The 24,094-nt window shown below is 37.4% G+C and carries 22 protein-coding genes and 1 pseudogene; 17 read left to right on the top strand and 6 right to left on the bottom strand.

The window, feature by feature from the left end; genetic code table 11:
* Positions 1-157 precede the first annotated feature (157 nt).
* The 9 genes from glyQ (at position 158) to LIZ98_RS03895 (ending at position 11,206) form a co-directional block, all read left to right on the top strand.
* Positions 158-1,048 (top strand): glycine--tRNA ligase subunit alpha, encoded by an 891-nt coding sequence (gene glyQ, locus LIZ98_RS03935; protein ID WP_227140083.1) that lies wholly within the window; start codon positions 158-160, stop codon positions 1,046-1,048.
* Entirely contained in the window at positions 1,041-3,104 is a 2,064-nt protein-coding gene (gene glyS / locus LIZ98_RS03930; RefSeq protein WP_227140084.1) for a glycine--tRNA ligase subunit beta, read from the top strand. Before glyQ ends, glyS begins: the two co-directional genes overlap by 8 nt.
* Before the next feature lie 114 nt (positions 3,105-3,218).
* Complete coding sequence (gene ccpN / locus LIZ98_RS03925) at positions 3,219-3,854, top strand: transcriptional regulator CcpN (protein WP_034771115.1); 636 nt, start codon at positions 3,219-3,221, stop codon at positions 3,852-3,854.
* A gap of 19 nt (positions 3,855-3,873) precedes the next feature.
* Positions 3,874-4,689 (top strand): pyruvate, water dikinase regulatory protein, encoded by an 816-nt coding sequence (locus tag LIZ98_RS03920; protein ID WP_041846255.1) that lies wholly within the window; start codon positions 3,874-3,876, stop codon positions 4,687-4,689.
* A 602-nt stretch (positions 4,690-5,291) separates the two neighbouring features.
* Positions 5,292-7,091: a DNA primase gene (gene dnaG / locus LIZ98_RS03915; protein ID WP_227140085.1), complete on the top strand. Its 1,800-nt coding sequence runs from the start codon at positions 5,292-5,294 to the stop codon at positions 7,089-7,091.
* A gap of 21 nt (positions 7,092-7,112) precedes the next feature.
* The gene (gene rpoD, locus LIZ98_RS03910) at positions 7,113-8,237 is read left to right on the top strand and encodes an RNA polymerase sigma factor RpoD (protein WP_227140086.1); all 1,125 of its coding nucleotides are present in this window, start codon (positions 7,113-7,115) and stop codon (positions 8,235-8,237) included.
* A 611-nt stretch (positions 8,238-8,848) separates the two neighbouring features.
* Positions 8,849-9,205, top strand: coding sequence for a cytochrome c550 (cccA, locus tag LIZ98_RS03905; protein ID WP_034771099.1), 357 nt, complete (start codon positions 8,849-8,851; stop codon positions 9,203-9,205).
* A gap of 173 nt (positions 9,206-9,378) precedes the next feature.
* A complete protein-coding gene (locus LIZ98_RS03900; RefSeq protein WP_227140087.1) occupies positions 9,379-10,110 on the top strand; it encodes a tRNA (adenine(22)-N(1))-methyltransferase in 732 nt (243 codons plus the stop codon).
* Positions 10,088-11,206 carry a Nif3-like dinuclear metal center hexameric protein gene (locus tag LIZ98_RS03895; protein WP_227140088.1) on the top strand — a complete coding sequence of 373 codons (1,119 nt, stop codon included), beginning with the start codon at positions 10,088-10,090 and terminating at the stop codon, positions 11,204-11,206. Before LIZ98_RS03900 ends, LIZ98_RS03895 begins: the two co-directional genes overlap by 23 nt.
* Positions 11,207-11,400: 194 nt before the next feature.
* On the opposite strand, the gene LIZ98_RS03890 is transcribed toward LIZ98_RS03895, so the two are convergent.
* Positions 11,401-12,345: a 4-hydroxy-3-methylbut-2-enyl diphosphate reductase gene (locus LIZ98_RS03890; RefSeq protein ID WP_227090860.1), complete on the bottom strand. Its 945-nt coding sequence runs from the start codon at positions 12,343-12,345 to the stop codon at positions 11,401-11,403.
* 409 nt (positions 12,346-12,754) lie between these two features.
* Complete coding sequence (gene vrrA / locus LIZ98_RS03885; protein ID WP_095141296.1) at positions 12,755-13,480, bottom strand: VrrA/YqfQ family protein; 726 nt, start codon at positions 13,478-13,480, stop codon at positions 12,755-12,757.
* Between the two features lie 164 nt (positions 13,481-13,644).
* Here vrrA and LIZ98_RS03880 point away from each other — a divergent pair, with 164 nt between their 5' ends.
* Positions 13,645-14,964, top strand: coding sequence for a DEAD/DEAH box helicase (locus LIZ98_RS03880; protein WP_227090863.1), 1,320 nt, complete (start codon positions 13,645-13,647; stop codon positions 14,962-14,964).
* Between the two features lie 138 nt (positions 14,965-15,102).
* On the top strand, positions 15,103-15,999 hold the full coding sequence (locus tag LIZ98_RS03875) for a deoxyribonuclease IV (RefSeq protein ID WP_034771086.1): 897 nt from the start codon (positions 15,103-15,105) through the stop codon (positions 15,997-15,999).
* A gap of 131 nt (positions 16,000-16,130) precedes the next feature.
* On the opposite strand, the gene LIZ98_RS03870 is transcribed toward LIZ98_RS03875, so the two are convergent.
* A complete protein-coding gene (locus tag LIZ98_RS03870; RefSeq protein WP_034771084.1) occupies positions 16,131-16,385 on the bottom strand; it encodes a DUF2624 domain-containing protein in 255 nt (84 codons plus the stop codon).
* A gap of 171 nt (positions 16,386-16,556) precedes the next feature.
* On the opposite strand from LIZ98_RS03870, the pseudogene LIZ98_RS03865 reads away from it, so the two are divergent.
* The 4 genes and pseudogenes from LIZ98_RS03865 to LIZ98_RS03850 all read left to right on the top strand — a co-directional run bounded on the left by LIZ98_RS03865 (position 16,557) and on the right by LIZ98_RS03850 (position 19,286).
* Positions 16,557-17,323, top strand: a pseudogene (locus tag LIZ98_RS03865) (metal ABC transporter ATP-binding protein).
* 18 nt (positions 17,324-17,341) lie between these two features.
* Entirely contained in the window at positions 17,342-18,181 is an 840-nt protein-coding gene (locus tag LIZ98_RS03860) for a metal ABC transporter permease (protein ID WP_227138799.1), read from the top strand.
* Between the two features lie 16 nt (positions 18,182-18,197).
* The gene (locus tag LIZ98_RS03855) at positions 18,198-18,611 is read left to right on the top strand and encodes a Fur family transcriptional regulator (RefSeq protein ID WP_034771079.1); all 414 of its coding nucleotides are present in this window, start codon (positions 18,198-18,200) and stop codon (positions 18,609-18,611) included.
* Positions 18,612-18,926: 315 nt separating this feature from the next.
* Positions 18,927-19,286 carry a hypothetical protein gene (locus tag LIZ98_RS03850; RefSeq protein ID WP_041847528.1) on the top strand — a complete coding sequence of 120 codons (360 nt, stop codon included), beginning with the start codon at positions 18,927-18,929 and terminating at the stop codon, positions 19,284-19,286.
* Between the two features lie 165 nt (positions 19,287-19,451).
* Here LIZ98_RS03850 and ispG read toward each other — a convergent pair whose 3' ends face one another.
* The 3 genes from ispG to LIZ98_RS03835 form a co-directional block, all read right to left on the bottom strand.
* Complete coding sequence (gene ispG, locus LIZ98_RS03845) at positions 19,452-20,543, bottom strand: flavodoxin-dependent (E)-4-hydroxy-3-methylbut-2-enyl-diphosphate synthase (RefSeq protein WP_176458883.1); 1,092 nt, start codon at positions 20,541-20,543, stop codon at positions 19,452-19,454.
* Positions 20,544-21,002: 459 nt separating this feature from the next.
* Entirely contained in the window at positions 21,003-21,512 is a 510-nt protein-coding gene (locus LIZ98_RS03840) for a hypothetical protein (protein ID WP_227138798.1), read from the bottom strand.
* A 212-nt stretch (positions 21,513-21,724) separates the two neighbouring features.
* Entirely contained in the window at positions 21,725-22,501 is a 777-nt protein-coding gene (locus LIZ98_RS03835; protein ID WP_227138797.1) for a DUF1189 domain-containing protein, read from the bottom strand.
* A 311-nt stretch (positions 22,502-22,812) separates the two neighbouring features.
* On the opposite strand from LIZ98_RS03835, the gene LIZ98_RS03830 reads away from it, so the two are divergent.
* A complete protein-coding gene (locus LIZ98_RS03830; RefSeq protein WP_227138796.1) occupies positions 22,813-23,292 on the top strand; it encodes a DUF456 domain-containing protein in 480 nt (159 codons plus the stop codon).
* A 156-nt stretch (positions 23,293-23,448) separates the two neighbouring features.
* Positions 23,449-24,054: a superoxide dismutase SodA gene (sodA, locus tag LIZ98_RS03825; protein ID WP_034771067.1), complete on the top strand. Its 606-nt coding sequence runs from the start codon at positions 23,449-23,451 to the stop codon at positions 24,052-24,054.
* The last annotated feature ends 40 nt before the right edge of the window (positions 24,055-24,094 follow it).

Raw genomic sequence — 24,094 nt, 5'->3', positions numbered from 1 at the left:
ATTGCGGGGCGCTCCAGTTTGTACGTCGCTAAGCGGGCGCTCTGCGCTTTTCTTAGCCTGAAAGCCAAGTTTAGCAGGAATAGGTAAAAAGATGTCAAATGTCATATTTTGCAACAATAATAAAAAGAATCATCATTATTAAAAAAGAGGTGTACACATGAATATCCAAAATATGATTTTAACCTTGCAAAAGCATTGGGCGGATCAAGGATGTATTTTAATGAATGCGTATGATGTGGAAAAGGGAGCCGGAACGATGAGTCCCTATACGTTTTTACGGGCAATCGGACCTGAACCTTGGCTAGTGGCTTATGTTGAACCGTCAAGAAGACCGGCAGACGGCAGATATGGGGAAAACCCAAATCGTTTATATCAACATCATCAGTTCCAAGTCATTATGAAACCATCCCCGGAACATATCCAGGAAATTTACTTAGACTCTCTACGTGCTTTAGGGATTGATCCATTGGAACATGATATCCGCTTTGTAGAAGATAACTGGGAAAATCCATCATTGGGTTGTGCGGGACTCGGTTGGGAAGTTTGGCTTGACGGGATGGAAATTACGCAATTTACGTATTTCCAACAAGTGGGCGGTTTGGAATGTAAACCGGTCTCCGTGGAAATTACTTATGGCATTGAACGATTGGCTTCCTATATTCAAGACAAAGAAAATGTTTTTGATCTCGAATGGACGGAAGGTTTTACCGTACGCGATATTTTCGGACAGCCGGAATATGAGCATTCTAAATATGCATTTGAAACATCCGATGTCGATATGCTTTTCCATTTGTTCAATATCTATGAAAAAGAAGCGATTCGTCAAATGGATGAGGGACTCGTCCATCCGGCATACGACTATGTTTTAAAATGTTCACATACATTTAACCTCCTTGATGCAAAAGGGGCCATTTCCGTAACAGAACGGACCGGTTATATTGCTCGTTGCCGAAATTTAGCCAGAAAAGTGGCACAAACATTTTATGAAGAACGTGAAAAACTAGGGTTCCCAATTTTGAAAAACGGAAAGGGGAATGAACATGAATAAATCGGATTTATTACTGGAAATCGGTCTTGAAGAGATACCTGCCCGGTTTGTATTAGATGCCGCCAATCAACTTGCGGATCGGGTGCGAGAACTACTAACGGAACAACATATCGGTTTTGGAAAGATCCATGTTTATTCAACACCAAGAAGACTTGCTGTTCTCGTGGAAGAAGTCAATGAAAAGCAAGATGACTTACATGAAGAAGTGAAAGGACCTGCGAAAAAAATCGCTCTTGATGAAAACGGCAATTGGACAAAGGCTGCTGCAGGTTTTACTAGAGGGCAAGGGAAAACCGTGGATGATATTTATTTTAAAGAAATCGACGGTACTGAATATGTCCATGTTGCTAAACATATTCAAGGTCGCAATACGATGGATGTATTGATAAACTTAAAAGAAGTGATTACCGGTTTATCATTTCCAAAAAACATGAGATGGGCAGATTTTGATCTTCGCTATATTCGACCGATTCGCTGGATTATTGCTTTATACGGCAGTCAAATACTCCCAATCGAAATTACAAATGTGAAAGCAAGCAACAAAACATATGGACATCGTTTCCTCGGTCAGGACATCGTTATCCGTGAACCGAAAGAATATAAAACAGCATTGCTCGCCCAACATGTGATGGTCGATTACGAAGAAAGGAAAGCGGTGATTCTAGAACATATTCATCAGTTAGAAAGTGAAAAGAATTGGCATGTCCCAATCGATCCCGATTTATTAGATGAAGTTAGCAACCTTGTTGAATATCCTACTGTGTTATTTGGTTCTTTTGAAAAGGAATATTTGCAATTACCGGAAGAAGTATTAATTACTACGATGAAAGAGCATCAGCGGTACTTCCCGGTAAAAGATGAAAGCGGCCGTTTATTAAATTATTTTATTACAGTTCGAAATGGAGACGCCAATCATCTTGACAACGTACGGAGAGGGAATGAAAAGGTGATTCGTGCCAGGCTTCAAGATGCTGTTTTCTTTTATGAAGAAGATCAAAAATTTTCGATTAATGATGCGATTAATAAATTGGAAAAGGTCGTTTATCATGATCAAATCGGAACATACAAAGAAAAATTACAGCGGATCAAATCTTTATCACAATATATTTTGCAACAACTACCTGTCAGTAAGGAGATGCAAGAACATACATTGCGTGCAGCGGAAATTTGTAAATTTGACCTTGTGACGCAAATGGTGGATGAATTCCCGGAACTTCAGGGGATTATGGGAGAAAAATACGCTGTGATTCATGGTGAAAATCCATTAGTTGCCAAAGCGATTAATGAGCACTATATGCCAAAAAATGCAGACGGCGAACTTCCTGAAACAGAAGCGGGTGCTGTCGTCAGTATTGCCGATAAATTGGATACGATTGCTTCCATCTTTTCCATCGGGTTAATTCCAAGCGGTTCTCAAGATCCGTATAGTTTAAGAAGACAAGCGACGGGTGTTGTCCAAATTTTGGCTAATAAAGGTTGGAACATTGACTTCACTGCTTTATTAAAAGAAAGTATTAAACAAACAGTCAAATTTTCAAAACGGAATGAACAAGAAGTTTTTGCGGATATGTTTTCTTTCTTCCAACTACGGTTTAAACATTTGTTGGCAGAAAAAGGAATTCGTTATGATATTGTTGATGCGGTTCTTGAAGCACCGATTCGAGATGTAAAATCACTTATTGAAAAAGCCGCCATCCTTGATCGAAAAAAAGAGGAAGCCGGTTTTAAAGAAAATGTTGAAGCGCTCAGTCGGGTAATTAATATTACAAAAAAATTTGAGGAAGCGATCGAAATTGACCCGGGACTGTTTGAAAATGAGACGGAAAGTCAATTGTATGAAGCCTATCAACAAACGAAAAGCCAATTGTATGAAACAGATCCGGAACAATATTATCAACTGCTAGTTCGTTTAAAAGATCCAATCAATCAGTTTTTTGATCAAACAATGGTTATGGTCGATGCAGAACAAATTCGCAACAATCGATTGTCCTTGTTAAAAAGTCTTTCAAATCTAATTGGTGGATTCGCCCAATTTTCAATGATTATTGTAAAATAATAATTACGATATATAATTGGTAAACTTTCTTAAAATAGATATGTCTAATTTGTCTGTTTTGGAAAATAGTATATAATTAACTAGAGAATCATATGTTATTTTTGGCTTAGTCGGGTGGTGAGTAAAATAGAACTAAGTAAACGGCAAGAAAAAATTATTGAAATTGTTAAAGAAAATGGTCCGATAACAGGTGAACATATTGCAGATAAATTGAACTTAACACGTGCAACCTTGCGTCCGGATTTAGCCATCCTGACCATGGCCGGATTTTTGGATGCAAGGCCGCGTGTCGGCTATTTTTATACCGGCAAAAGCAGTACACAATTACTGTCAGAAAGCATAAAAAAAATAAAGGTAAATGATTTCAAATCGATCCCGGTTGTAGTTAATGAAAATGTGACCGTCTATGACGCAATCGTAACGATGTTTCTAGAAGACGTAGGCACGCTATTTGTTGTTGATAATGATAATTTGTTAGTTGGTGCCTTATCAAGAAAAGACTGTTTACGAGCAAGCATCGGCAAACAAGATTTAAACACGGTTCCTGTACATATAATTATGACGCGCATGCCGAATATTACGATGTGTAAGGGTGATGATTTACTTATCCATGTTGCAGAAAAATTAATTGAAAAACAAATTGATGCGATACCAATTGTAAGAGAGCGGGACAATGGTTATGAAGTAGTTGGAAGAATTACAAAATCCAATATCACAAAAGCATTTGTTTCCCTTTTTAATGAGGATTAATTAAGGAGATGATACTCAAATGACGAGACCTCCGATATATGTAGTATCGGATTCAGTAGGAGAGACGGTTGAACTCGTAACGAAAGCAGCGATCAGCCAATTCAACGGGGCGGGCGTAGATTTGCAAAGAATTCCTTATGTTGAGGACTTTACCACCATTGATGAGGTGATATCGCTTGCTAAATTAAATCAAGGCATTATTGTTTTTACATTGGTGAAACCGGAAATGCGCAAATATTTATCACAACATGCGAAAAGTGAAAATATTTTTGCCTTTGATGTTTTAGGACCTTTAATTGATAAATTTGAAAAAATGTCAGGAGTCACGCCAAAATACGAACCTGGCCTTGTCAGAAAATTAGATGAAGATTACTTTAAAAAGATCGAAGCAATCGAATTTGCGGTAAAGTACGATGATGGAAAAGACCCAAACGGAATCTTAAAAGCAGATATTGTATTGATCGGCGTTTCCAGAACATCGAAAACACCATTGTCCCAATTTCTTGCCTTAAAGCGATTCAAAGTGGCTAATGTTCCAATTGTTCCCGAGGTAGAACCACCGGAAGAGCTCTTCGAAATTGACAAGAGAAAATGCATCGGTTTAAAAATTAGTCCCGACCAATTAAACTATATACGAAAAGAAAGACTTATTGCTTTAGGGTTAGATGAAAGGGCGAATTATGCGAGAATGGAAAGGATTAAGGAGGAATTAGCTTATTTTGAAAAGATTGCCGATCGAATCGGTTGTTATCTGGTTGATGTAACGAATAAAGCGGTTGAAGAAACGGCGAATTTGATTGTCAATTATTATAAAAAAAATATAGGTAATAAGTAAGGAACGGGGTAGTCCCCACTCATTGATAAATCCATCAGTGACAAAAGTGGGACACCTCTATTTTTTTTTTGCTTAAGCTGATTTCTTAAACTTTGAATAAAAACCAGTCTTTGGTCAAAATCACAAATAATGGAATGGAAAAAAATATTTATTTATACTATAATAAAAAATTGTACGGAAAATTTGCGAATAGAGGTTTAGACTTTGGGTTTTAAGAATAAACTTAGTAGTGATGAAAGTCAAGAAAATCGTTTAAAAATTTTTCGACACGAATTTTTCAATCATAAAAAGGAAATTATGTCATTCCTATGAAATTTGTCTTTTTAAGAAGGAATTTGTGGAGGAATGTAGAATTTCTAAATATAGGCTATATACTGGTTAGCTCCCGACAAGGATTTAGAGGGAATTTTACGCGAAACATGCTTAAATATAGAAAAACAAAATATTGTACTTTGAGCATAATTTTTATAAAAAAATGGGAATTTGAATGCTCATATTAAATTTTAATGTTGTAAACGTAAAAATCGAAATAAGATTTTTGTCGATTTTTGCAGGATTAATAAAAAATGAATCGAATACTTATAATGGGTGGAGATGTTCTCATGGCAGAACGTATTCCAAATGAAATAGTGAAACAAATTAGCCAATCTGTTGATATAGTGGAAGTCATCAGTAATTTTGTTCATTTAAAAAAACAGGGCCGCAATTACTTCGGGCTTTGTCCGTTTCACAATGAAAAATCTCCTTCTTTTTCCGTATCACCTGATAAGCAAATATATCATTGTTTCGGTTGCGGTGCGGGAGGAAATGTTTTTTCTTTCTTGATGGATATAGAAGGCCTCTCTTTTCAAGAAGCAGCAATCAAATTAGCCGGGATGGCAAATATTCCTTTACATATAAATGTATCCCAAAGTAAAACACCGGGCACCAATACCTATGATAAAATGATCGAAGCCCATGAGTTATTAAGACAATTTTATCATCATTTATTGGTAAATACCAACAAGGGTCAGGAAGCATTGGAATATTTGACTAGACGGAACTTTACCCGCGAGATGATTGATCATTTTCAAATTGGCTATTGTTTAAATGAATGGGATACAAGCCTAAAATTTTTAAAATCACGGGGATTTTCAGAAGAACTTCTTGAAAAGGCCGGACTTATTATTAAAAGTGAGTCCAACCATCAATATTTTGACCGATTTCGGGGAAGAATTATTTTCCCCATCTTTGATATGAAAGGAAATACGGTTGCATTTTCCGGTCGTGTAATGCATAAAGGTGAGCCGAAATATTTAAACAGCCCGGAAACGCCTATTTTTCACAAGGGAAAGACATTATACAATTTCTATCAAGCCCGATCATCCATACGAAAAAAACAATCATTGGTCATTTTTGAAGGCTTTGCTGATTGTATTGCTGCATATGGAGCCGGAGTTGATAATGGAATCGGGGCGATGGGAACCGCTTTGACGGAAGAACATGTTCATATGATTAAACGAAATGCCGAACGCGTCATTTTATGTTTTGATTCTGATTCGGCAGGTCAAAGCGCAACGTTGAAAGCAGGTGAACTACTCCAGAAGGCGGGTTGTACCGTTCAAGTAGCAATGATACCGGAGGCAAAAGATCCTGATGAGTATATTCGTACACATGGTTCCGACGCATTTATTAATAAAGTAATTGGGACAAGTTTAACCTTTATGGCATTTAAAATGAAGTATTACCAAACAGGAAAAAATCTCAAAAATGAAGGAGATCGCCTTGCTTATATCGAACAAGTATTAGGAGATATAGCAACGATGGATAATGCCATAGAAAGGGATGTTTATTTACGTCAATTAGCAGATGAATTTTCTCTATCGTTAGATGCATTGAAACAGCAAGAAAGACAGCTATACTATATGCATAAAAAAGGGTTGAAAAAACAAGAACAACAAAATCGAGTCCCCGTTTCCAGCATGTCTCAAAAGCCTGCGCGAAAAGCTTTCGAAAATGCGGAACGAATATTAATTGCTCATATGTTAAAAAGTGTCACATTTACACAGCGTGTGCAAAAAGCCTTGCAAGACATCCCGTTTAATTTGGATGATCATCAAGCGATTGTCACATATTTATATGGATTTTATGAGGAAGGGAATGAGCCTGATTTAACTCAATTTTTAAATTTCCTTAATGATCAACATTTAAAGAAACTTGTTGCAGAGATTGGGATGATCTCTATAGCTGAAGAAGTAACCGATAGAGAATTTCAAGATTATATCAAGCATGTAGTTAATCAACATAAATGGTTAAAAATAAAAGAGAAAGAAAGAGAAAGCATCGAGGCAGAACGTCAACATGATGTAAAAAGAGCTGCAGAAATTGCTAATGAAATCATTCAATTAAGAAAATCGCTTTAATTGTTGGAAGGAGGGGAACATATGACTGAGAAGTCAGCACGTTCCAATGAAGATTCTGAACTCACAATCGATCAAGTGAAAGACCAATTAATTGAGTTAGGTAAAAAAAGAGGTAGTCTCTCTTACGATACAATCGCTCAAAATTTAGCTCAATTTGAGTTAGATGCAGAACATATGGATGAGTTTTTCGATCAATTGTCTGAACAGGGCATTCAATTAATAGAAGATCATGAAGAAGATATCGAACAACCGGATGAAGAGGATCTGGAAAATGAAGAGGAATTTGATTTAAATGATTTGAGTGTTCCTCCCGGTGTCAAAATTAATGATCCTGTTCGAATGTACTTGAAGGAAATCGGTCGTGTTGATCTATTAACCCCTGAAGAAGAAATCGAACTAGCTGAAAGGATTGCCCAAGGAGATGAGGAGGCAAAAAGAAGGCTCGCTGAGGCAAATTTACGACTTGTTGTAAGTATTGCCAAACGTTATGTAGGCCGTGGAATGCTTTTCCTTGACTTAATCCAAGAAGGGAATATGGGCTTAATCAAGGCTGTTGAAAAATTTGATTATACAAAAGGATTTAAATTTAGCACGTATGCAACGTGGTGGATACGTCAAGCGATTACCAGAGCCATTGCAGACCAAGCGCGAACCATTCGTATTCCGGTTCATATGGTTGAAACAATAAATAAATTAATTCGTGTCCAACGGCAATTATTGCAAGATTTAGGCCGGGAACCAACACCGGAAGAAATAGCTGAAGAAATGGATTTAACGCCTGAAAAAGTAAGGGAAATCTTAAAGATTGCTCAAGAACCTGTATCTTTAGAAACTCCAATCGGTGAAGAAGACGATTCCCATTTAGGCGACTTTATTGAAGATCAGGAGGCGACATCTCCTTCTGACCATGCAGCCTACGAAATGTTAAAAGAACAATTGGAAGACGTCTTAGATACATTAACAGATCGTGAAGAAAATGTATTACGTCTCCGTTTTGGTCTTGACGATGGACGTACACGTACTTTAGAAGAAGTCGGCAAAGTCTTTGGTGTCACCCGTGAACGGATTCGCCAAATTGAGGCGAAAGCTTTACGTAAATTGCGACATCCAAGCCGTAGTAAACGATTAAAAGATTTCCTGGAATAAAATTACCTTTGATTGGTTTGTCTAAGAAAGGCAAACCAATTTTTTTGTACGTAAATGGAGACCGGATAATAAGGTAAAACGTCCTTAAAAATTTGTTGTAAGAAAATACAGGCCAGATAGTTGGGCTTAAGTGTCCTTAATGTTTTTGTACGTTAATATAGGCCAGATAAAAAGGTAAAACGTTCTTAAATTTTTAAAAGTAAATATAAGACCAGATAATAAGTTAAGTGTTCTTAAAAGTTTTTTGGCACATAAGTGTTATACACCGAAAAAGCCATGATCTACAGATGAGCGACACAGCACGAATCGCCGAAAATCTCGCCAAACGAATGAATTTTCATTTCGTATTCGCTTTCACACTATTTGACATCTATTTTATAAAAAATGAAATGAATTTGCAAATGGCTATTGTAAATTTTTTTGTCCATGATGATTTAAAGGTGATAGAGTTTCCTTTCATTTTGTCAAGTAGTGAAAACAGTTAAATTTTGTCCAAATTGTGAAAACTACAGCTCTTTCGTATTAACCACTTCCCCTTTACAGCTTTTTCAAGTAAAATAAGAATAGTTTGCAAATGTTATCATGAGTATTTGGGCAAAGGGGAGAAAAGGATGAAACGCAATGCAATATTTCCTTATCTATTAATCATGGTTTTAGGTATCGGGCTTATGGTAGCACTTTCAATTATTGGGGTGAATGACAGTAAAGAAGCAGAGGGAAAAGATTCTGAAAAGGGGAATGTCGCCCAAGCCGCAACACCGGAAGAAATTTATCAAAAATCATGTTTTACTTGCCATGGCCAAAATTATGAAGGTGCAATGGGTCCTGAGTTGAAGGGTGTTGACGAGCGTTTATCAAAAGATGAAATTAAAGAAGTTTTGCAAAATGGTCGGGGGGCAATGCCGAAAGGGTTAGTTCCAGCCGAAAGTCTCGATGCCATGGCCGATTGGCTTATGTCACTTGAATAGTATAAGAAAAGGGCTTCCAAATAAAGTCACTTAACTGATGAACAGTGGAACATTCACTTGATTCATTTAGGAAAGTGACAGTGGGGAGTCCTTTTCTTTGATTGAAAAACTTTTTGTTTTCCTGTAATTTAATAGATAGTGGAAAGAATGGAAAGTTTGGTGAGTTTTGTTTTATGATAAAATTATCTGAAAGACTTAAGGAAATAACCACTTACATACCAAAGGACAGCATTCTGGCTGATATTGGTTCTGATCATGCTTACTTGCCAATTTATTGTGTGAAAAACAAAATTGTGAAAAAGGCGATTGCCGGAGAAGTAGCGGATGGTCCATTGTTAGCGGCAAAATCAAGTGTAAAAGCATATCAATTTGAACAATTCATTGATGTCCGGAAAGGTGATGGTCTGGCGGTTTTAAAGGAAACAGATTCGGTAGATTGCATAACCATTGCCGGAATGGGCGGAGCATTGATTTCTTCCATTTTGGATAACGGGAAGGAAAAACTACATAAAGTTAGCCGGCTAATTTTGCAACCGAATTTGGCAGCCGATCAGATTCGATTGTGGTTGCTCAATCATAACTGGAAATTAGTTAAGGAAAAAATTTTAGAAGAAGATGGTCATATTTATGAAATTTTAGTTGCTGAGCAAGGAGACAGTGAAGCTCCTTATTGCAATGATGAGGATAAAGAAAAGCAAGTTTTTTTTGGTCCGTTTCTTATAAAAGAGAAAAATCACGTTTTTTATAAAAAATGGAAACGGGAGTATAATGAATGGTTGCGAGTCTTGGAAGAACTTGATAAAGCAAAAGAAAATGTAGCAATTATCAGGAAGAAATCAGAGTTGAAAAAATATATCCAGTGGTATAAGGAGGTTTTTCCGGATGAAAATACCGAACGGGCATGAAGTCATCCAGTTATTTGAACAATTTGCTCCAAAAGAACTCGCTATGGAAGGAGATAAAATAGGCTTATTGGTAGGCTCGCTTAATCAGCCGGTAAAAAATGTTTTAGTTGCGCTCGATGTTGTGGAAGATGTTGTTGATGAAGCGATTGATAAAGACGCCCAGCTGATCATCAGTCATCACCCGTTAATTTATCATCCTTTAAAAACAATCCGGACAGAAGAGTCGTATGGAAGAATTATTTCAAAATTATTGAAACACGATATTGCCGTCTATGCTGCCCATACCAATTTAGATGTCACCTTTGGCGGGGTTAATGACCTGTTGGCAGACAAACTGGGTTTGCTGGAAACGGAAGTACTTGTACCTACATATGAAATGCCTTTAAAAAAATTAGTTGTCTATGCCCCTCAAGAGGCGGCAGACAACATTCGGGAAGCACTTGGCAATGCCGGGGCAGGATTTATCGGAAACTACAGTCACTGTACATTTTCAAGTCAAGGTACCGGTCGCTTTTTACCGGGAGAAAACACCAATCCGTATATTGGTTCAATTGGAGAATTAGAAGCTGTTGCTGAAGAGAGAATCGAAACTATTTTTCCGCAAAACCTTGAAAGAAAAGTACTAAAGGCTATGCTTCAAGTTCATCCATACGAAGAACCGGCTTACGATATCTATCCGCTTGATATGAAAGGGCAGGTGTACGGCTTAGGAAGAATCGGTTATTTGTCAAAAGAAGTAACTTTAGAAGAATTCGTTGCTTTTGTAAAAGAGGCACTGGATGTAACGGGCGTCAGGGTGGTCGGAAATCTGTCCGACACAATTAAAAGGGTTGCTATACTTGGTGGAGATGGCGGCAAATATTATAAAACGGCCATCCGTAAAGGGGCGGATGTGTTTATTACCGGTGATATGTATTATCATACTGCGATCGACGCAAAATTGGACGGTTTACATATTATTGATCCCGGTCATAATGTGGAAAAGGTTATGAAACAAGGGGTTGCAAAAAAAATGATGGAACTTTGCCGGGAGAAAAAATTCCAAGTAAACTTCATTCCATCGCTTGTCCATACGGATCCATTTCTATTTTTGTAACCTGGGCAAACATTAAAAAGGAACCATTTGTTGTTTAAATAGACGAATTGTCGGTCCTGCCCTTTAGAAAATATAATCAGGATCAAGAACACAGGAATAAACTATACGGATACATGAGCGGAATGAATGCTTTAGAAAGTATAATCGGTAAAAGCATAAAAAAGGACTTCCCTGTGATAGGAAGTCCTTCATTACTATTTTACAGCTTTTACTTTTGGCAAAATTTTCGATAGCGGAACTTTTCTTTCCCGAATCCAAGTAGTTTCATCTTCCGGATCAAATTGTTCCAAAAACTGAATAACTTCTTTTGTAATCGGTGTTGGAGTAGACGCACCGGAAGTAACAGCAACCCTTTTTGCGTTCCTGATCCAATCAATTTCAATTTCCGTAACATCCGCTACCCGATAAGATTTCGTACCGGCAATCTCTTCCGAAACTTGGGCTAACCGGTTTGAATTATTGCTCTTCGGGTCACCGACAACAATTAATACGTCCGCATCACCCGCTTGTTTAGCGACAGCTTCTTGTCTAACTTGGGTAGCTTGGCAGATTTCATTATGTATTTCCGCCTGTGGAAACTTTTTAAGACAATATTCCATCAAATCCTTAACATCCCAACTGCTCATCGTCGTTTGATTTGTAATGATGATTTTATCATTTTTTATATCCAATTGATCGATATCACCGGTGTTTGAAACTAAATGGACCAGACCCGGTGCGACCCCGATCGCCCCCTCCGGCTCAGGATGACCCTTCTTACCGATATAAATGACCTCATACCCCTGTTTCGTTTTTTCTTCAATGATAACATGGGTTTTTGTAACATCCGGGCAAGTCGCATCGATGGTGACCAGTCCTTTTTCTTTGGCAAGTTGGCGAATTTCAGGTGAAACCCCATGAGCAGTGAAAATCACGGTCCCTTGATCAACTTTTTCCAATATTTCTTTCCGATTTTTCCCGTCTAATGTGATAATCCCTTCTTCTTTAAATGCTTCAGTCACATTTTCGTTATGGACAAGCATACCAAGAATATAAATCGGTCTTGGTAAATTTTTATCTAAAGCGGCATTGCGAGCGATAACCATGGCATCAACAACACCGTAACAATAACCGCGGGGGGATACTTTAATGACTTCCATATTTTATCGTTCCTCCTCGTAAACTAAAAAACTATAGGTATATTATAACGAACTGGTGTTGATAACTCAAAGTATTGTTCTTTTTTATACGTTAAGAAAGTATAAATTTCCAGCAAAGAAGCGAATTCGACGTAGTTGGAAATTTTAAGAATTAAGTATAAGTGCATAAGGAAAGCTTCACTGGAATACATCGCAGCCGAAAAAATTTTATATTTTTTCGGTGACTAGAGAAGCTTCGGTAGCATTACCTCGCAAGCGAAAATGTATTTTCGCTGACTACGGCTCTACTTTCGCCTAAAGGCCCGGACGCCCGAGTTTTCTTTAAAAATATGGAAAAAAGCAGTGATGTGAATGTGATTATCAGTTATCAACACATGAATTGTTCATCCACCATCATCTGCCTGAAAAATTAAATATATAGCTTAGGTACAGAACTTTTGAATTGTAAAGGTTGTTTCTTTTTGCTACGCTTAGCCTTTTTTGCCGCTTGTTCCGATTCGACGATCTTTTTTTGACTATCGATCTTTTCATTTTCTCCTAATGATTGTTTCGATGCTTCTTTTAATAATATCTTTTTTTCTTCTTCAATACCGTTATCGTTATTTTCGTTTTCTTCAGGCTCAAAATCGTCCTTATTCCTTTCAACTATCTCATCTTCCAAGTCAGTTTCCGTGTTCTCCTCATTATCATTATCTTGGTCACTGCTGTTTTGCAGGCTGCGATATAATTTCCAAAGAGCAGGTAAATTTTTGACTAATGGTCCGTATTGTTGAACCATTGAACCGATTTGTTGCCCTGTACGTAACACCTGTTGCGTCTGTCCTAAAAAATTAGATATCGATTCCGGGTTTAGGAAGCTTCGTATCCCGGTCTGCTCTTGATAACCTACTCCACTGCCAAACAGAAATGGATTAACAGGTTGCTGTGGTATTGACTCGATCCCACTTTTTCCCTTGAAAAGTCGTGAAAGGAAACCGACTCGTTTCGGTTGCTCAAATCTAGCTTGTTGCATCTGAAAGGGTCGCGGCCTACCAATATTTCTTGGCATACCCCCGTACATCCCTCTTGGCCTCGGAGAAGGAGTGAAAAAGCGATAAGGATTTGGTGGCGGTACTTGCTGAAATCGCGGTGGCATAGATGAATCCTCCTCATACACTCAATTTACTCTCCTATTACATTATGCAAAGGCAAAGTGCTTCGTTAGTGTAGAAAAAAATTCATAAGTAGAGTTATTTACCTTTTTTTTGTATAATACTAAGATGGATAATAATTAAGTATGTCAGATTAAGGAGTTTTTATATGGAAAAGACGAATTTTACAAGGTTTTCATTAAAACCGTTTTTATATGAAGGACTGGAAAACATGGGTTTTTACGATCCAACCGATATTCAAGAACGGGTGATTCCTAAAGCGTTAAAAGGTCTGTCCTTGGTTGGTCAATCCCAAACCGGAACCGGGAAAACACATGCATTTCTCTTGCCGATACTGACAAAACTGAATCCGTCAATTCAATCGGTCCAAGCCGTGATTACCGCACCAACCCGGGAATTGGCTCACCAAATATATCACGAGGTCTTGAAATTAACAAAATATTGCCCGAAAGACGAAGAAATTACAGCAAAATTATTTGTTGGCGGGACAGATAAAGCCCGGGTAATTGAAAAATTGAAAGTACAACCGCATATCGTTATCGGTACACCGGGGCGAATTTATGACTTGGTGAAAGAACAGGCATTATTCGTTCATACCGCAACTATGATGGTTGTCGATGAAGCTGATTTAATGTTGGATCTCGGCTTTTTAGAAGATGTGGACCGGATTGCAGGAGCGATGCCTGAACAGTTACAAATGTTTGTCTTCTCGGCAACGATTCCGGAAAACTTAAAACCTTTTCTGAAAAAATATATGGAAAATCCTGAGTTTGTTCATGTTGAACCGAAACAGAGAACTGCGAAAAATATTGAACATATTTTGCTTCCTTTGCGACACCGTGACAAATTCCATTTCCTAAAAAATTTGATGGAGATCATTCATCCGTATTTAGCGATTATTTTTGTAAATACGAAAGCCAGAGCTGATGAACTTGCTAATCTATTGGCCGAAAACGGTGTGAAAGTCGGTTTAATTCATGGAAATCTCACCCCAAGGGAACGGAAAAAGATGATGTCGCAAATCCGTAATTTGGAGTATCAGTATATTGTTGCGACAGATTTGGCATCACGGGGGATTGATATTGAAGGGGTCAGCCACGTTTTTCATTACGAGTTACCTAAGGACTTGAATTTTTATATTCATCGTTCGGGACGGACCGGTCGGGGAGCGTACTCGGGTGTTTCATATATCCTTTTTGATGAGCAGGATAACGAAAAAATTAGTAAATTGGAAAACATGGGTATTACCTTTACTTATATGGATATAGTGGCGGGAGAGTTGAAAGAAATTGACGACCGGAATCAGCGAAAAAATCGGAAAAGAAAACTGCAGGAAGTAGATATCCAAGTAAAACGGGCGATAAAAAAACCGAAAAAAGTAAAACCGGGTTACAAGAAGAAACAGAAAGAGTTACTCGAAAAAGAGAAAAAAAGACAATTAAAGAAACTCGGGCGACCGCGTCATTAGTCAACTTGTGACGGCAGTTTAATGAAAACCTTTTTATTTTCGAATCGCTACCTTAGTACAGTACGCGAATTATCAATCTTAAATTTATCAGCGTATAAAAAATATAATTATCCGGGAAATAAGAAAGGAAGAGGAGAAATGTTAAAAATCGGTTCTCATGTATCGATGAGCGGGAATGATATGTTGTTGGCTGCCAGTCGGGAAGCGGTATCCTATGGTTCCACAACCTTCATGATCTATACCGGCGCCCCGCAAAATACAAGACGGAAAAAAATTGAAGAATTGAATATTGAACAAGGTCGAGCGCATATGGAGGAAAACGGCATTGATGAGATTGTCGTTCATGCCCCGTATATTATTAATATCGGAAATACCACAAAACCACAAACATTTCGGTTAGGCGTGGATTTTCTTCAATCAGAAATAGAGCGGACAGAAGCGATTGGTGCAAAACAAATCGTTCTTCATCCGGGAGCCCATGTTGGAGCCGGAGAGGATGCAGGCATTGCCAAAATTATTGAAGGATTAAATGAAGTCCTTACTCATGATTCGCCTGTTCAAATTGCTTTAGAAACGATGGCAGGGAAAGGTTCAGAAGTTGGCAAAACGTTTGATGAATTGGCAAAAATTATTGACGGAGTAACCAATAATGACCGGTTATCCGTTTGCTTTGATACTTGCCATACAAGTGATGCCGGCTATAATGTAAAAGAGGATTTCGACGGTGTATTGAATGAATTCGATAAAATTATCGGTATTGATCGGATAAAAGTTTTACATATTAATGACAGTAAAAATCCGATGGGAGCAAGAAAAGACCGACATGAAAATATTGGATTTGGCTATATTGGATTTAAAGCACTAAATTATATCGTTCATCATCCACAATTAGAAGATATTCCGAAAATATTAGAAACACCTTATGTCGGAACAGATAAAAACAATAAAAAACCACCTTACAAATATGAAATTGAAATGTTCCGGAATCAAACATTCAGTGAAAATTTGCTTGAGCGGATTATTAATGAAGCTTAAAAAAAAGGGTGTTCTAAGGGTTAACTAAGTGTAAACCCTCGGAACACCTGTTTTATAAAAACAAGTATCTGTCGATTCGCTTTCGATACAGATAATTTACTGCTCGCTCATTCATGTGGGATAAAAGATCATTACTTTGTCAGCATAATGAAAAGTTGATTTACCTTTTTTGCTGTTTGTGGCCCGCAAACTTTTGCAATTTCTTTAATGACTTTTGTACGGTCATTATCATTGAAAATATCGATGTTTTTGCCTCGTAAATATTTGGCGATCAGTTCAGCTTGATCTAAACTTACATCAATATTAAATTGTTTTCCGTATTTCACTAATTCTTTCCCGGTAATCCCATTAATTTTCATATTAATAATATTCTCGAGAAACTTCATTCCATCTCCTCCCAACATAATGTATGAAGCTTAATCGAAAAAGTTCCATAGATTTTTTCAATAACAACACAAATGAAGAAAAACTTTACATTTTCCGGTCGTTTATGTATACTTAATAAGTCTAAATCGTAATCATTCTTAATAAGAATAAAGTTTATTTATAGAAGGTGGTTGAAGGTGGCTGAAGTACCAATTATTGAAATAAAAAACGTAACTTATCATTATGATCATTTCACTGTATTAGAAAACATAAATCTGCAAGTTGAGCGGGGCGACTTTTTAGCGATCGTCGGTCCAAACGGTTCGGGTAAATCGACACTGCTAAAACTAATTTTGGGCCTGTTAAAAAAACAACAAGGAGATATTTATCTTTACGGAAAACCGTTGGAGTCTTTTGATCAGTGGGAAAAAATCGGCTTTGTGTCGCAAAAGGCCAATTCATTTAACAGTGGCTTTCCGGCAACTGTTTATGAAGTGGTAAGAAGTGGATTAACGAAAAAAACCGGACTGTTTCATTTCTTCCCGAAAAATACAAGGGAACATGTAATGGAAGCGTTGAAGGCTGTTGAGATGGAGTCGTTTATTGACCGAAATATCGGAGAATTATCCGGCGGGCAACAACAACGGGTGTTTATTGCCAGAGCGATTGTTTCAAATCCTGAGTTACTTATTCTCGATGAGCCCACAGTCGGTGTGGATGCAAAACGAGTTGCACAATTTTATCAATTATTACAGAGGCTAAATCATACAAGGAATATGACGCTAATTATCGTATCTCATGATGTTGGAATCATCTCAGACAAAGTAAGCCATGTTGCTTGCTTAAATAAAACACTTTATTTTCATGGTCGTTCACATGAGTTCGCAGCATTGGATAAGGAAGCACTAAGTTTTTTTACGGTCATGATGTAGATGTACTAAAACATGAGCATATTTGATTTTTTGGGGGAAAATTTATGATCGATAATTTATTTCAATATGAATTTTTACAAAATGCCTTTCTTACCGGCATCATAATCGGGGTTATTGCTCCATTTCTCGGGGTTTTTATTGTCGTTAGGAAGATGGCATTGATTACCGATGCGTTGAGTCATGTTTCATTATCGGGAATTGCAGCGAGCCTTTTGTTGGGAAAATATTTCGCTCCGTTCGCATTATTAAATCCATTGTATGGCGGCATGGCTTTTTCGGTTATCGGTGCCTTACTTATTGAAAAACTGCGCACGGTTTATAAACATTACGAAGAATTGGCGATTCCCATCATGATGTCATTTGGTATTGGATTAGGTGTCATTTTTATTTCACTGGCGGATGGTTTTAATACGGATTTATTCGGGTATTTATTTGGAAGTGTAAGTGCAGTTTCAAGGACTGACTTATATGTTATTATTTTAATAGCTGTTTTGGTTTTCATTACGATTTTTTTACTTTACAAAGAGTTGTTTTTGCTATCCTTTGATGAGGAATATGCAAAAGCAATAGGTATACCTGGCAATGGTATTCATTTACTATTTGTAATCACAGTGGCTTTGGTTATTGCTGTTTCGATGCGGATTGTCGGTGTTTTACTTGTATCTTCATTGATGACATTGCCGGTTGCCGCAAGTATCCGTGTTGCCAAAAGTTTTAAACAAGCCATTATTCTTTCCGTTATTTTCGGTGAAATATCGGTGATTGGTGGGTTGGTAAGCGGTTTTTATCTTGAAATTGCTCCCGGTGGTACAATCGTGATCATTGCTGCTACCTTGCTTTTGGGAACCGTTCTTTACAAGAAATTTCGCTACCAAAAATCTTAAACAGGAAGTGGAAGAAATGAACGTAACTGAGGCTATTCAAATTTTAAAGGATAAAGGATATAAATATACAGGAAAACGGGTGGATATGCTGGAATTTTTAGCGAACCATGATAAATATATGACCGCCAAAGATGTGTTGGAAGGGATGAAGGTACATTATCCAAATTTGAGTTTTGATACTATTTATCGAAACTTATCATTATTTTCTGAACTGGGTATTCTTGAAACAACTGATTTATCGGGTGAGAAACATTTCCGGTTTTCTTGTGCCAAGATTGGGCATCATCACCATTTTATTTGTATAAGTTGTGGTAAAACAAAAGAAATTGAAGGTTGCCCGATGGACGAAGTGAAAGAAGAATTGAAAGATTATGTAATCTCCGGGCATAAATTTGAAGTATACGGTTATTGTAATGAGTGTACCCATTAATCGGGAAAGCTAGTCTTGGACATGTTTTTTATGACATTTCAGGATTAGCTTTTTTTTGCGTTAGTAAGTTTCAAAAAACGGGTGAAAAAGTCCTTTTTTTTAAAATAAAACACGTAAAAAAACGATAGATTCGTTCTTAAGCTTAGCTCTATACTTGAAATCGATTTTGTAAAAAATTTTTGCACAGAGAAATAATCGTCAAAAGGACAAAATCATGAGTGGAAAAATAAGGGGAGAAAGTAAATTATTCGTTTGGGTAAAAATCGTTGTGACATCAAATAATAAAAATGCTCCCAAGAAAGCGAGGTTAGCGATATGGGTCAAAATCGTGTAGGAAACCAAGAAAAAAACGGGCATGATGTGAACAACGGTTATCGGGATTATTTAACCGGATATGATTATCAAGAGGAAAACGCAGCAGAGATAGCAGAACCGATTCGAGTACAGGAACGCAATCATGAAACAGAAAGTACAGAAAATGGTAAAGGTTTGGGCTATATTGCCTTGGCTCTTGCCATCTTGTCCCTTTTCGTTTCACCTGTTCTTTTCGGTGGAGCGGCTATTATTTTGGGATTTCTGGCACGAGGCCGAGGAGCTGAGGGACTGGGTAATTGGTCAATTGGAATTGGAGCAATTTCAGCGGTTATCGGTTTATTTATAGCCCCGTTTTTTTGATGATATCGGGAGTATGAAAATAGATGAATCAATGCAAGTGGAGGAACATTTTTTGTTCTCTCCACTTGTTTTTTGGGAGTGCTCATTTGAAGCGTTATCTTATCTTGATAAAAGAAAAACCCAAGAATGTATGATCTCAACACTCTTAGGTTTCAGTAGCAATCATTATTTTACTAATTGTTTTTCCTTTTGATAATACTCTTCGGCCAGTTTATCAATTTCTTTTTTCAATTCTTCCACCATGGTTTCTTCCGGTACTTTTCGAACGATTTGTCCTTTCCTGAATAAGAGACCTTCTCCACGAGCTCCGGCAATACCGATATCAGCTTCTCTTGCCTCTCCGGGACCGTTAACTGCACAACCGAGAACAGATACTTTAATCGGGGCTTTAATTTTTTGAATGTATTCTTCTACCTCATTGGCAATGCTGATCAAATCGATTTCAATTCGACCGCATGTCGGGCAGGAAACGAGCGTTGCCGCATTGGAAATGAGTCCGAATGCTTTTAATAACTCTCTTGCCACTTTAACTTCTTCAACCGGATCTGCACTTAACGATATCCGTAACGTATTGCCAATTCCTCTGCTTAAAATCGCACCTAACCCGGCAGCACTTTTGACAGTTCCGGCAAATAATGTTCCGGATTCAGTAATACCTAAATGAAGCGGGTAATCAAATGCTCTTGCTGCTTTTTCATATGCTTCGATGGCCAAGTTAACATCAGATGCTTTCATGGATACAATAATATCGTGAAAATCCAAGTCTTCTAAAATTTTTATGTGATGAAGTGCACTTTCCACCATTCCGTCAGCCGTCGGATAACCGTATTTTTCGAGAATTGGTTTTTCAAGAGATCCGGCATTAACACCAATACGGATTGGAATTCCTCGTTCTTTTGCCGCTTTTACAACTGCTTCGACTTTTTCTTTTTTTCCGATATTCCCCGGATTAATCCGAACTTTATCAACACCGCCTTCAATTGCTTTTAGGGCAAGCTTGTAGTTGAAATGAATATCGGCTACAAGTGGAATATGGATTCGTTTTTTTATTTCCGAAATCGCATTAGCAGCCCGTTCATCGGGAACAGCGACACGAACAATTTGACAGCCGGCTTCTTCTAATCTATGGATCTGTGCAACTGTTGCTTCAACATCATGCGTTTTCGTTGTTGTCATACTTTGAATATATACAAGATTATTCCCGCCAATCGTTAAATTCCCGACTTTGACAGGACGTGTTTTTGTACGATGTGTAATTTCACCCACGATACTCTCTCCCTTATCATGAATTCCAAAATGCTGGACGAAATTGCTCCTCTTCATTTTAACAATAATTGATTTTAAGTGGCAAGGAAAATCGTTCTCTCCCTACCGTTCACTTACTAATAAAAGGGATAAAATTACTCATTCTGCCTGCAAAAAATTATCCTCATACAGTTCATCCCACTCATACGGAGTCAAGGAATCCCACCAAGTTTTAACTTAATGAAAAAGAAGATGGGAGAGGGGCTTGCTGCATGCAAATAGCCATGTATTAATAGTTTTTTTGATAGTATAAGAAAGTATAAAAATACAAGCAATTAACTTGGGATTAGTTTTATTGTCTAGCTACGAGCGCCAGCGACTGAGAAACTAGCTCCCCTTTAATGTGCTCCTGCGCCATAGCCTATTCGAGGAAGCGGATGTTCAGCTCGTCGCAAAGCTTCATGAAGTATATCAAGGAAGATTACTCATGAAGTTCACTCTAGGAGTAGCTTCACTACGATAAGTCAACATCGGCTCGTCGCTCGCCGTGTTTCCTTTTCCTCGAAAATGCATTCGCATTTTCTTCGTGCGGTGTCTATTCGAGGAAGCAAGTCTGTTCTCATTGCGGGGTGCTCCAGTTTGTACGTCGCTAAGCGGGCGCTCTGCGCTTTTCTTATTATATACAGGTATTTTATATGTTTCTCCAAATTGCATATCATCCGGTTTAATCCCTTCATTTAAGGCTGAAAAATCCTTAATCATCTCTTCAATCGAAACATCATCAGGGTAACCGCCCTGGCTCTCGATCAATGACAGCAAGGTGTCCCCTGGTTTTACCTCTAATTCAACATATTGGAGAGACAAAGCAGTTTCTTGTACGGATTCTTTTTTTTCTGCACCGGGTAATGTACCGGTTGTAATATCAAAATATATAGCATAGACAACAATGATGATGGCGACAATACCGAATACTCTTTTCATGTTCCCACCTTCTACCAATTCTTTACCGGATTTTAGTATATTTGTATGCTTATATTTCTTCATTATTCCTATATTTTTGCAAAACTAGTAAAAAATTAATAGAAAGGGGGTGCGTGACATAGATTATATTTTGCCGAACATGGTGACATACGGAAATTGGGTATAAAAAACTCCATCCTTTTTCGGCCAAGAAAAAAGATGGAGGTTTCACTTTAATCAATATCCGTTTTTGGAATTTCCTTCATTGTGAGGTGAAGCATGATAATCATAACCGTCCAATTAATCAAAGAAGCAAACGGGACAATGGCATGGAAGAAATGCATAATCATGAAAAAGACCGTCGGCAACGTGATCGCATAAGTACTTAATTTCCATAAATGCCCGTAGTTGATATTGAGTTTTAAGGCATTTTTGAGAATTAATCCGATTAAGGCAAGGATTGTAATCGAAATTATTTGACCGGCAACTTGAATGAGATAAAAAAGAATGAATGAAAAAGCATAAATGACGGATTTAACTGAACCAACAAAATCGAGAAATTGTTGCATTTCCGTTCTACCCATTTCCTCCAAACCAAGTTGCTGATAGGATATCGTTTGTGTTTGATTATTTAAATTTATGACAACATCATATTCTAAAAAGGCTAAAGTATCATCATAGTTTGATTCCACATCATCGACCGTTGTTTGACCTGTGCTGTCGATAATAAAAGTGGAATTACCGGATTCTTCGATAATAACAGGTTCATTTATGTCGGTATGCAATTTTCCGTCTTGAATTGAAAAATCCGGTACCTCTTCATTTATTATCCTAACAGCATCATCATAAATATTATTAAAGTTTTGAACAAAATTGATAAATAAAGGTAGAACAGACAAAACGGAAAGAAAAAATATATAAAGAAAGGTTTTGCCCATCCCTTGATTGCGAAAAGTCGAGATATCTTTTGGGGAATATATACTCTTAATAAATTGCTTAAATATATCCATCTGTTTTCTCTTCCTCCTGTTCACTGTATTCATTATTACTATATTATCCCATAAATGGGTCGAGATGAATAATTTTGTTCATAACAACCCTTTGTGTAATCTCTTTGTAATCAAAATGAAATATTAGTGCAATAAAAAATCCTGCAGTAATTTCTTTTGCACTTTTATTCAGATGCCTTTTCATGATTAAATTTGTATAGGGGTTCTTGTTTTTAAAAAAGGCGTGAAAAAACGAAGGATATAAAAACATGGGATATAATACCATTATAAATATGGTGATCGATTCCAAAACTGTTAAGGAGGGGAAATATATGGATATCTTATTTTGGTTGCTTATTATTGTTTCAATTATCATTGCTTTTGCCGGCTTGATTTATCCGGTGATTCCAAGTGTAGTTTTTCTGGTACTTGCCTATATTTTGTATGGTTTGTTTTACTCATTTGAACCATTGAACTTCACTTTTTGGGCGGTACAGCTATTGTTTATGCTGTTGATTTTTGCCGCTGATCATTTGGCAAATATCTTCGGAGTTAAAAAATATGGTGGAACAAAGGTAGGAATGTGGGGGAGTACCATTGGTTTAATTCTCGGTCCTTTTCTCATTCCGTTTCTGGGCATTATTATCGGGCCGTTCATAGGTGCCTTCCTTGCTGAAATCCTAGTCAATCGAGCATCTTTCCGTGAAGCATTAAAAATTGGTTTTGGTTCCGTTATCGGTTTTGTTGGAAGTACGATTGTTAAATCGGTAATTATGGTTACTATGGTTGGATATTTCTTGATTCTTGTCTAATAATTAGCAATTCTTCTTGTCAATAGCCATTTCTAAAAATTTTTAGGCATTTTATTTGAAACTGGAATCGAGTTTTGCTAATCTAAACATACAAGCTCTCATTCCCAAATGATAGCTTAATTACATAATTTTTCTATATCAAAGGAGGAATAAACAATGGCATTTGAATTACCACAATTACCTTATGCGTATGATGCATTAGAACCGCATATTGACAAAGAAACAATGAATATTCACCATACGAAACATCATAATACGTATGTTACAAATTTAAATAATGCAGTGGCAGGAACAGAATTTGAAAATAAAACGGTTGAAGAATTAGTTTCTAACTTAGATGCTGTTCCGGAAAACATTCGCACTGCTGTCCGTAATAACGGTGGCGGACATTATAACCACTCTTTATTCTGGCAACTTCTTTCACCAAATGGTGGCGGCGAGCCTTCAGGTGCACTTCTGGATGCCATCAACGCTAAATTTGGAAGTTTCTCTGCGTTTAAAGATGAATTTACTAAAGCTGCAACAGGTCGTTTCGGTTCAGGCTGGGCTTGGCTTGTCGTAAACAATGGTGAGTTGGAAATCACCAGCACACCGAACCAAGACACGCCATTAAGCGAAGGAAAGACACCGATTCTTGGTTTAGATGTTTGGGAACATGCTTATTACTTAAAATATCAAAACCGTCGTCCCGATTATATCGCAGCTTTCTGGAACGTAGTTAACTGGGATGAAGTGGCAAAACGTTATCAAGCAGCAAAATAATGTTAAATGGAAAAAACCAGTAGAGTCGTATCTACTGGTT

Origin of the sequence: Caldibacillus sp. 210928-DFI.2.18, from assembly GCF_020554505.1 — a bacterium.
In the GTDB taxonomy this organism is placed as follows: domain Bacteria; phylum Bacillota; class Bacilli; order Bacillales; family Caldibacillaceae; genus Caldifermentibacillus; species Caldifermentibacillus hisashii.
This window is presented reverse-complemented; position numbering and strand designations above follow the sequence as displayed.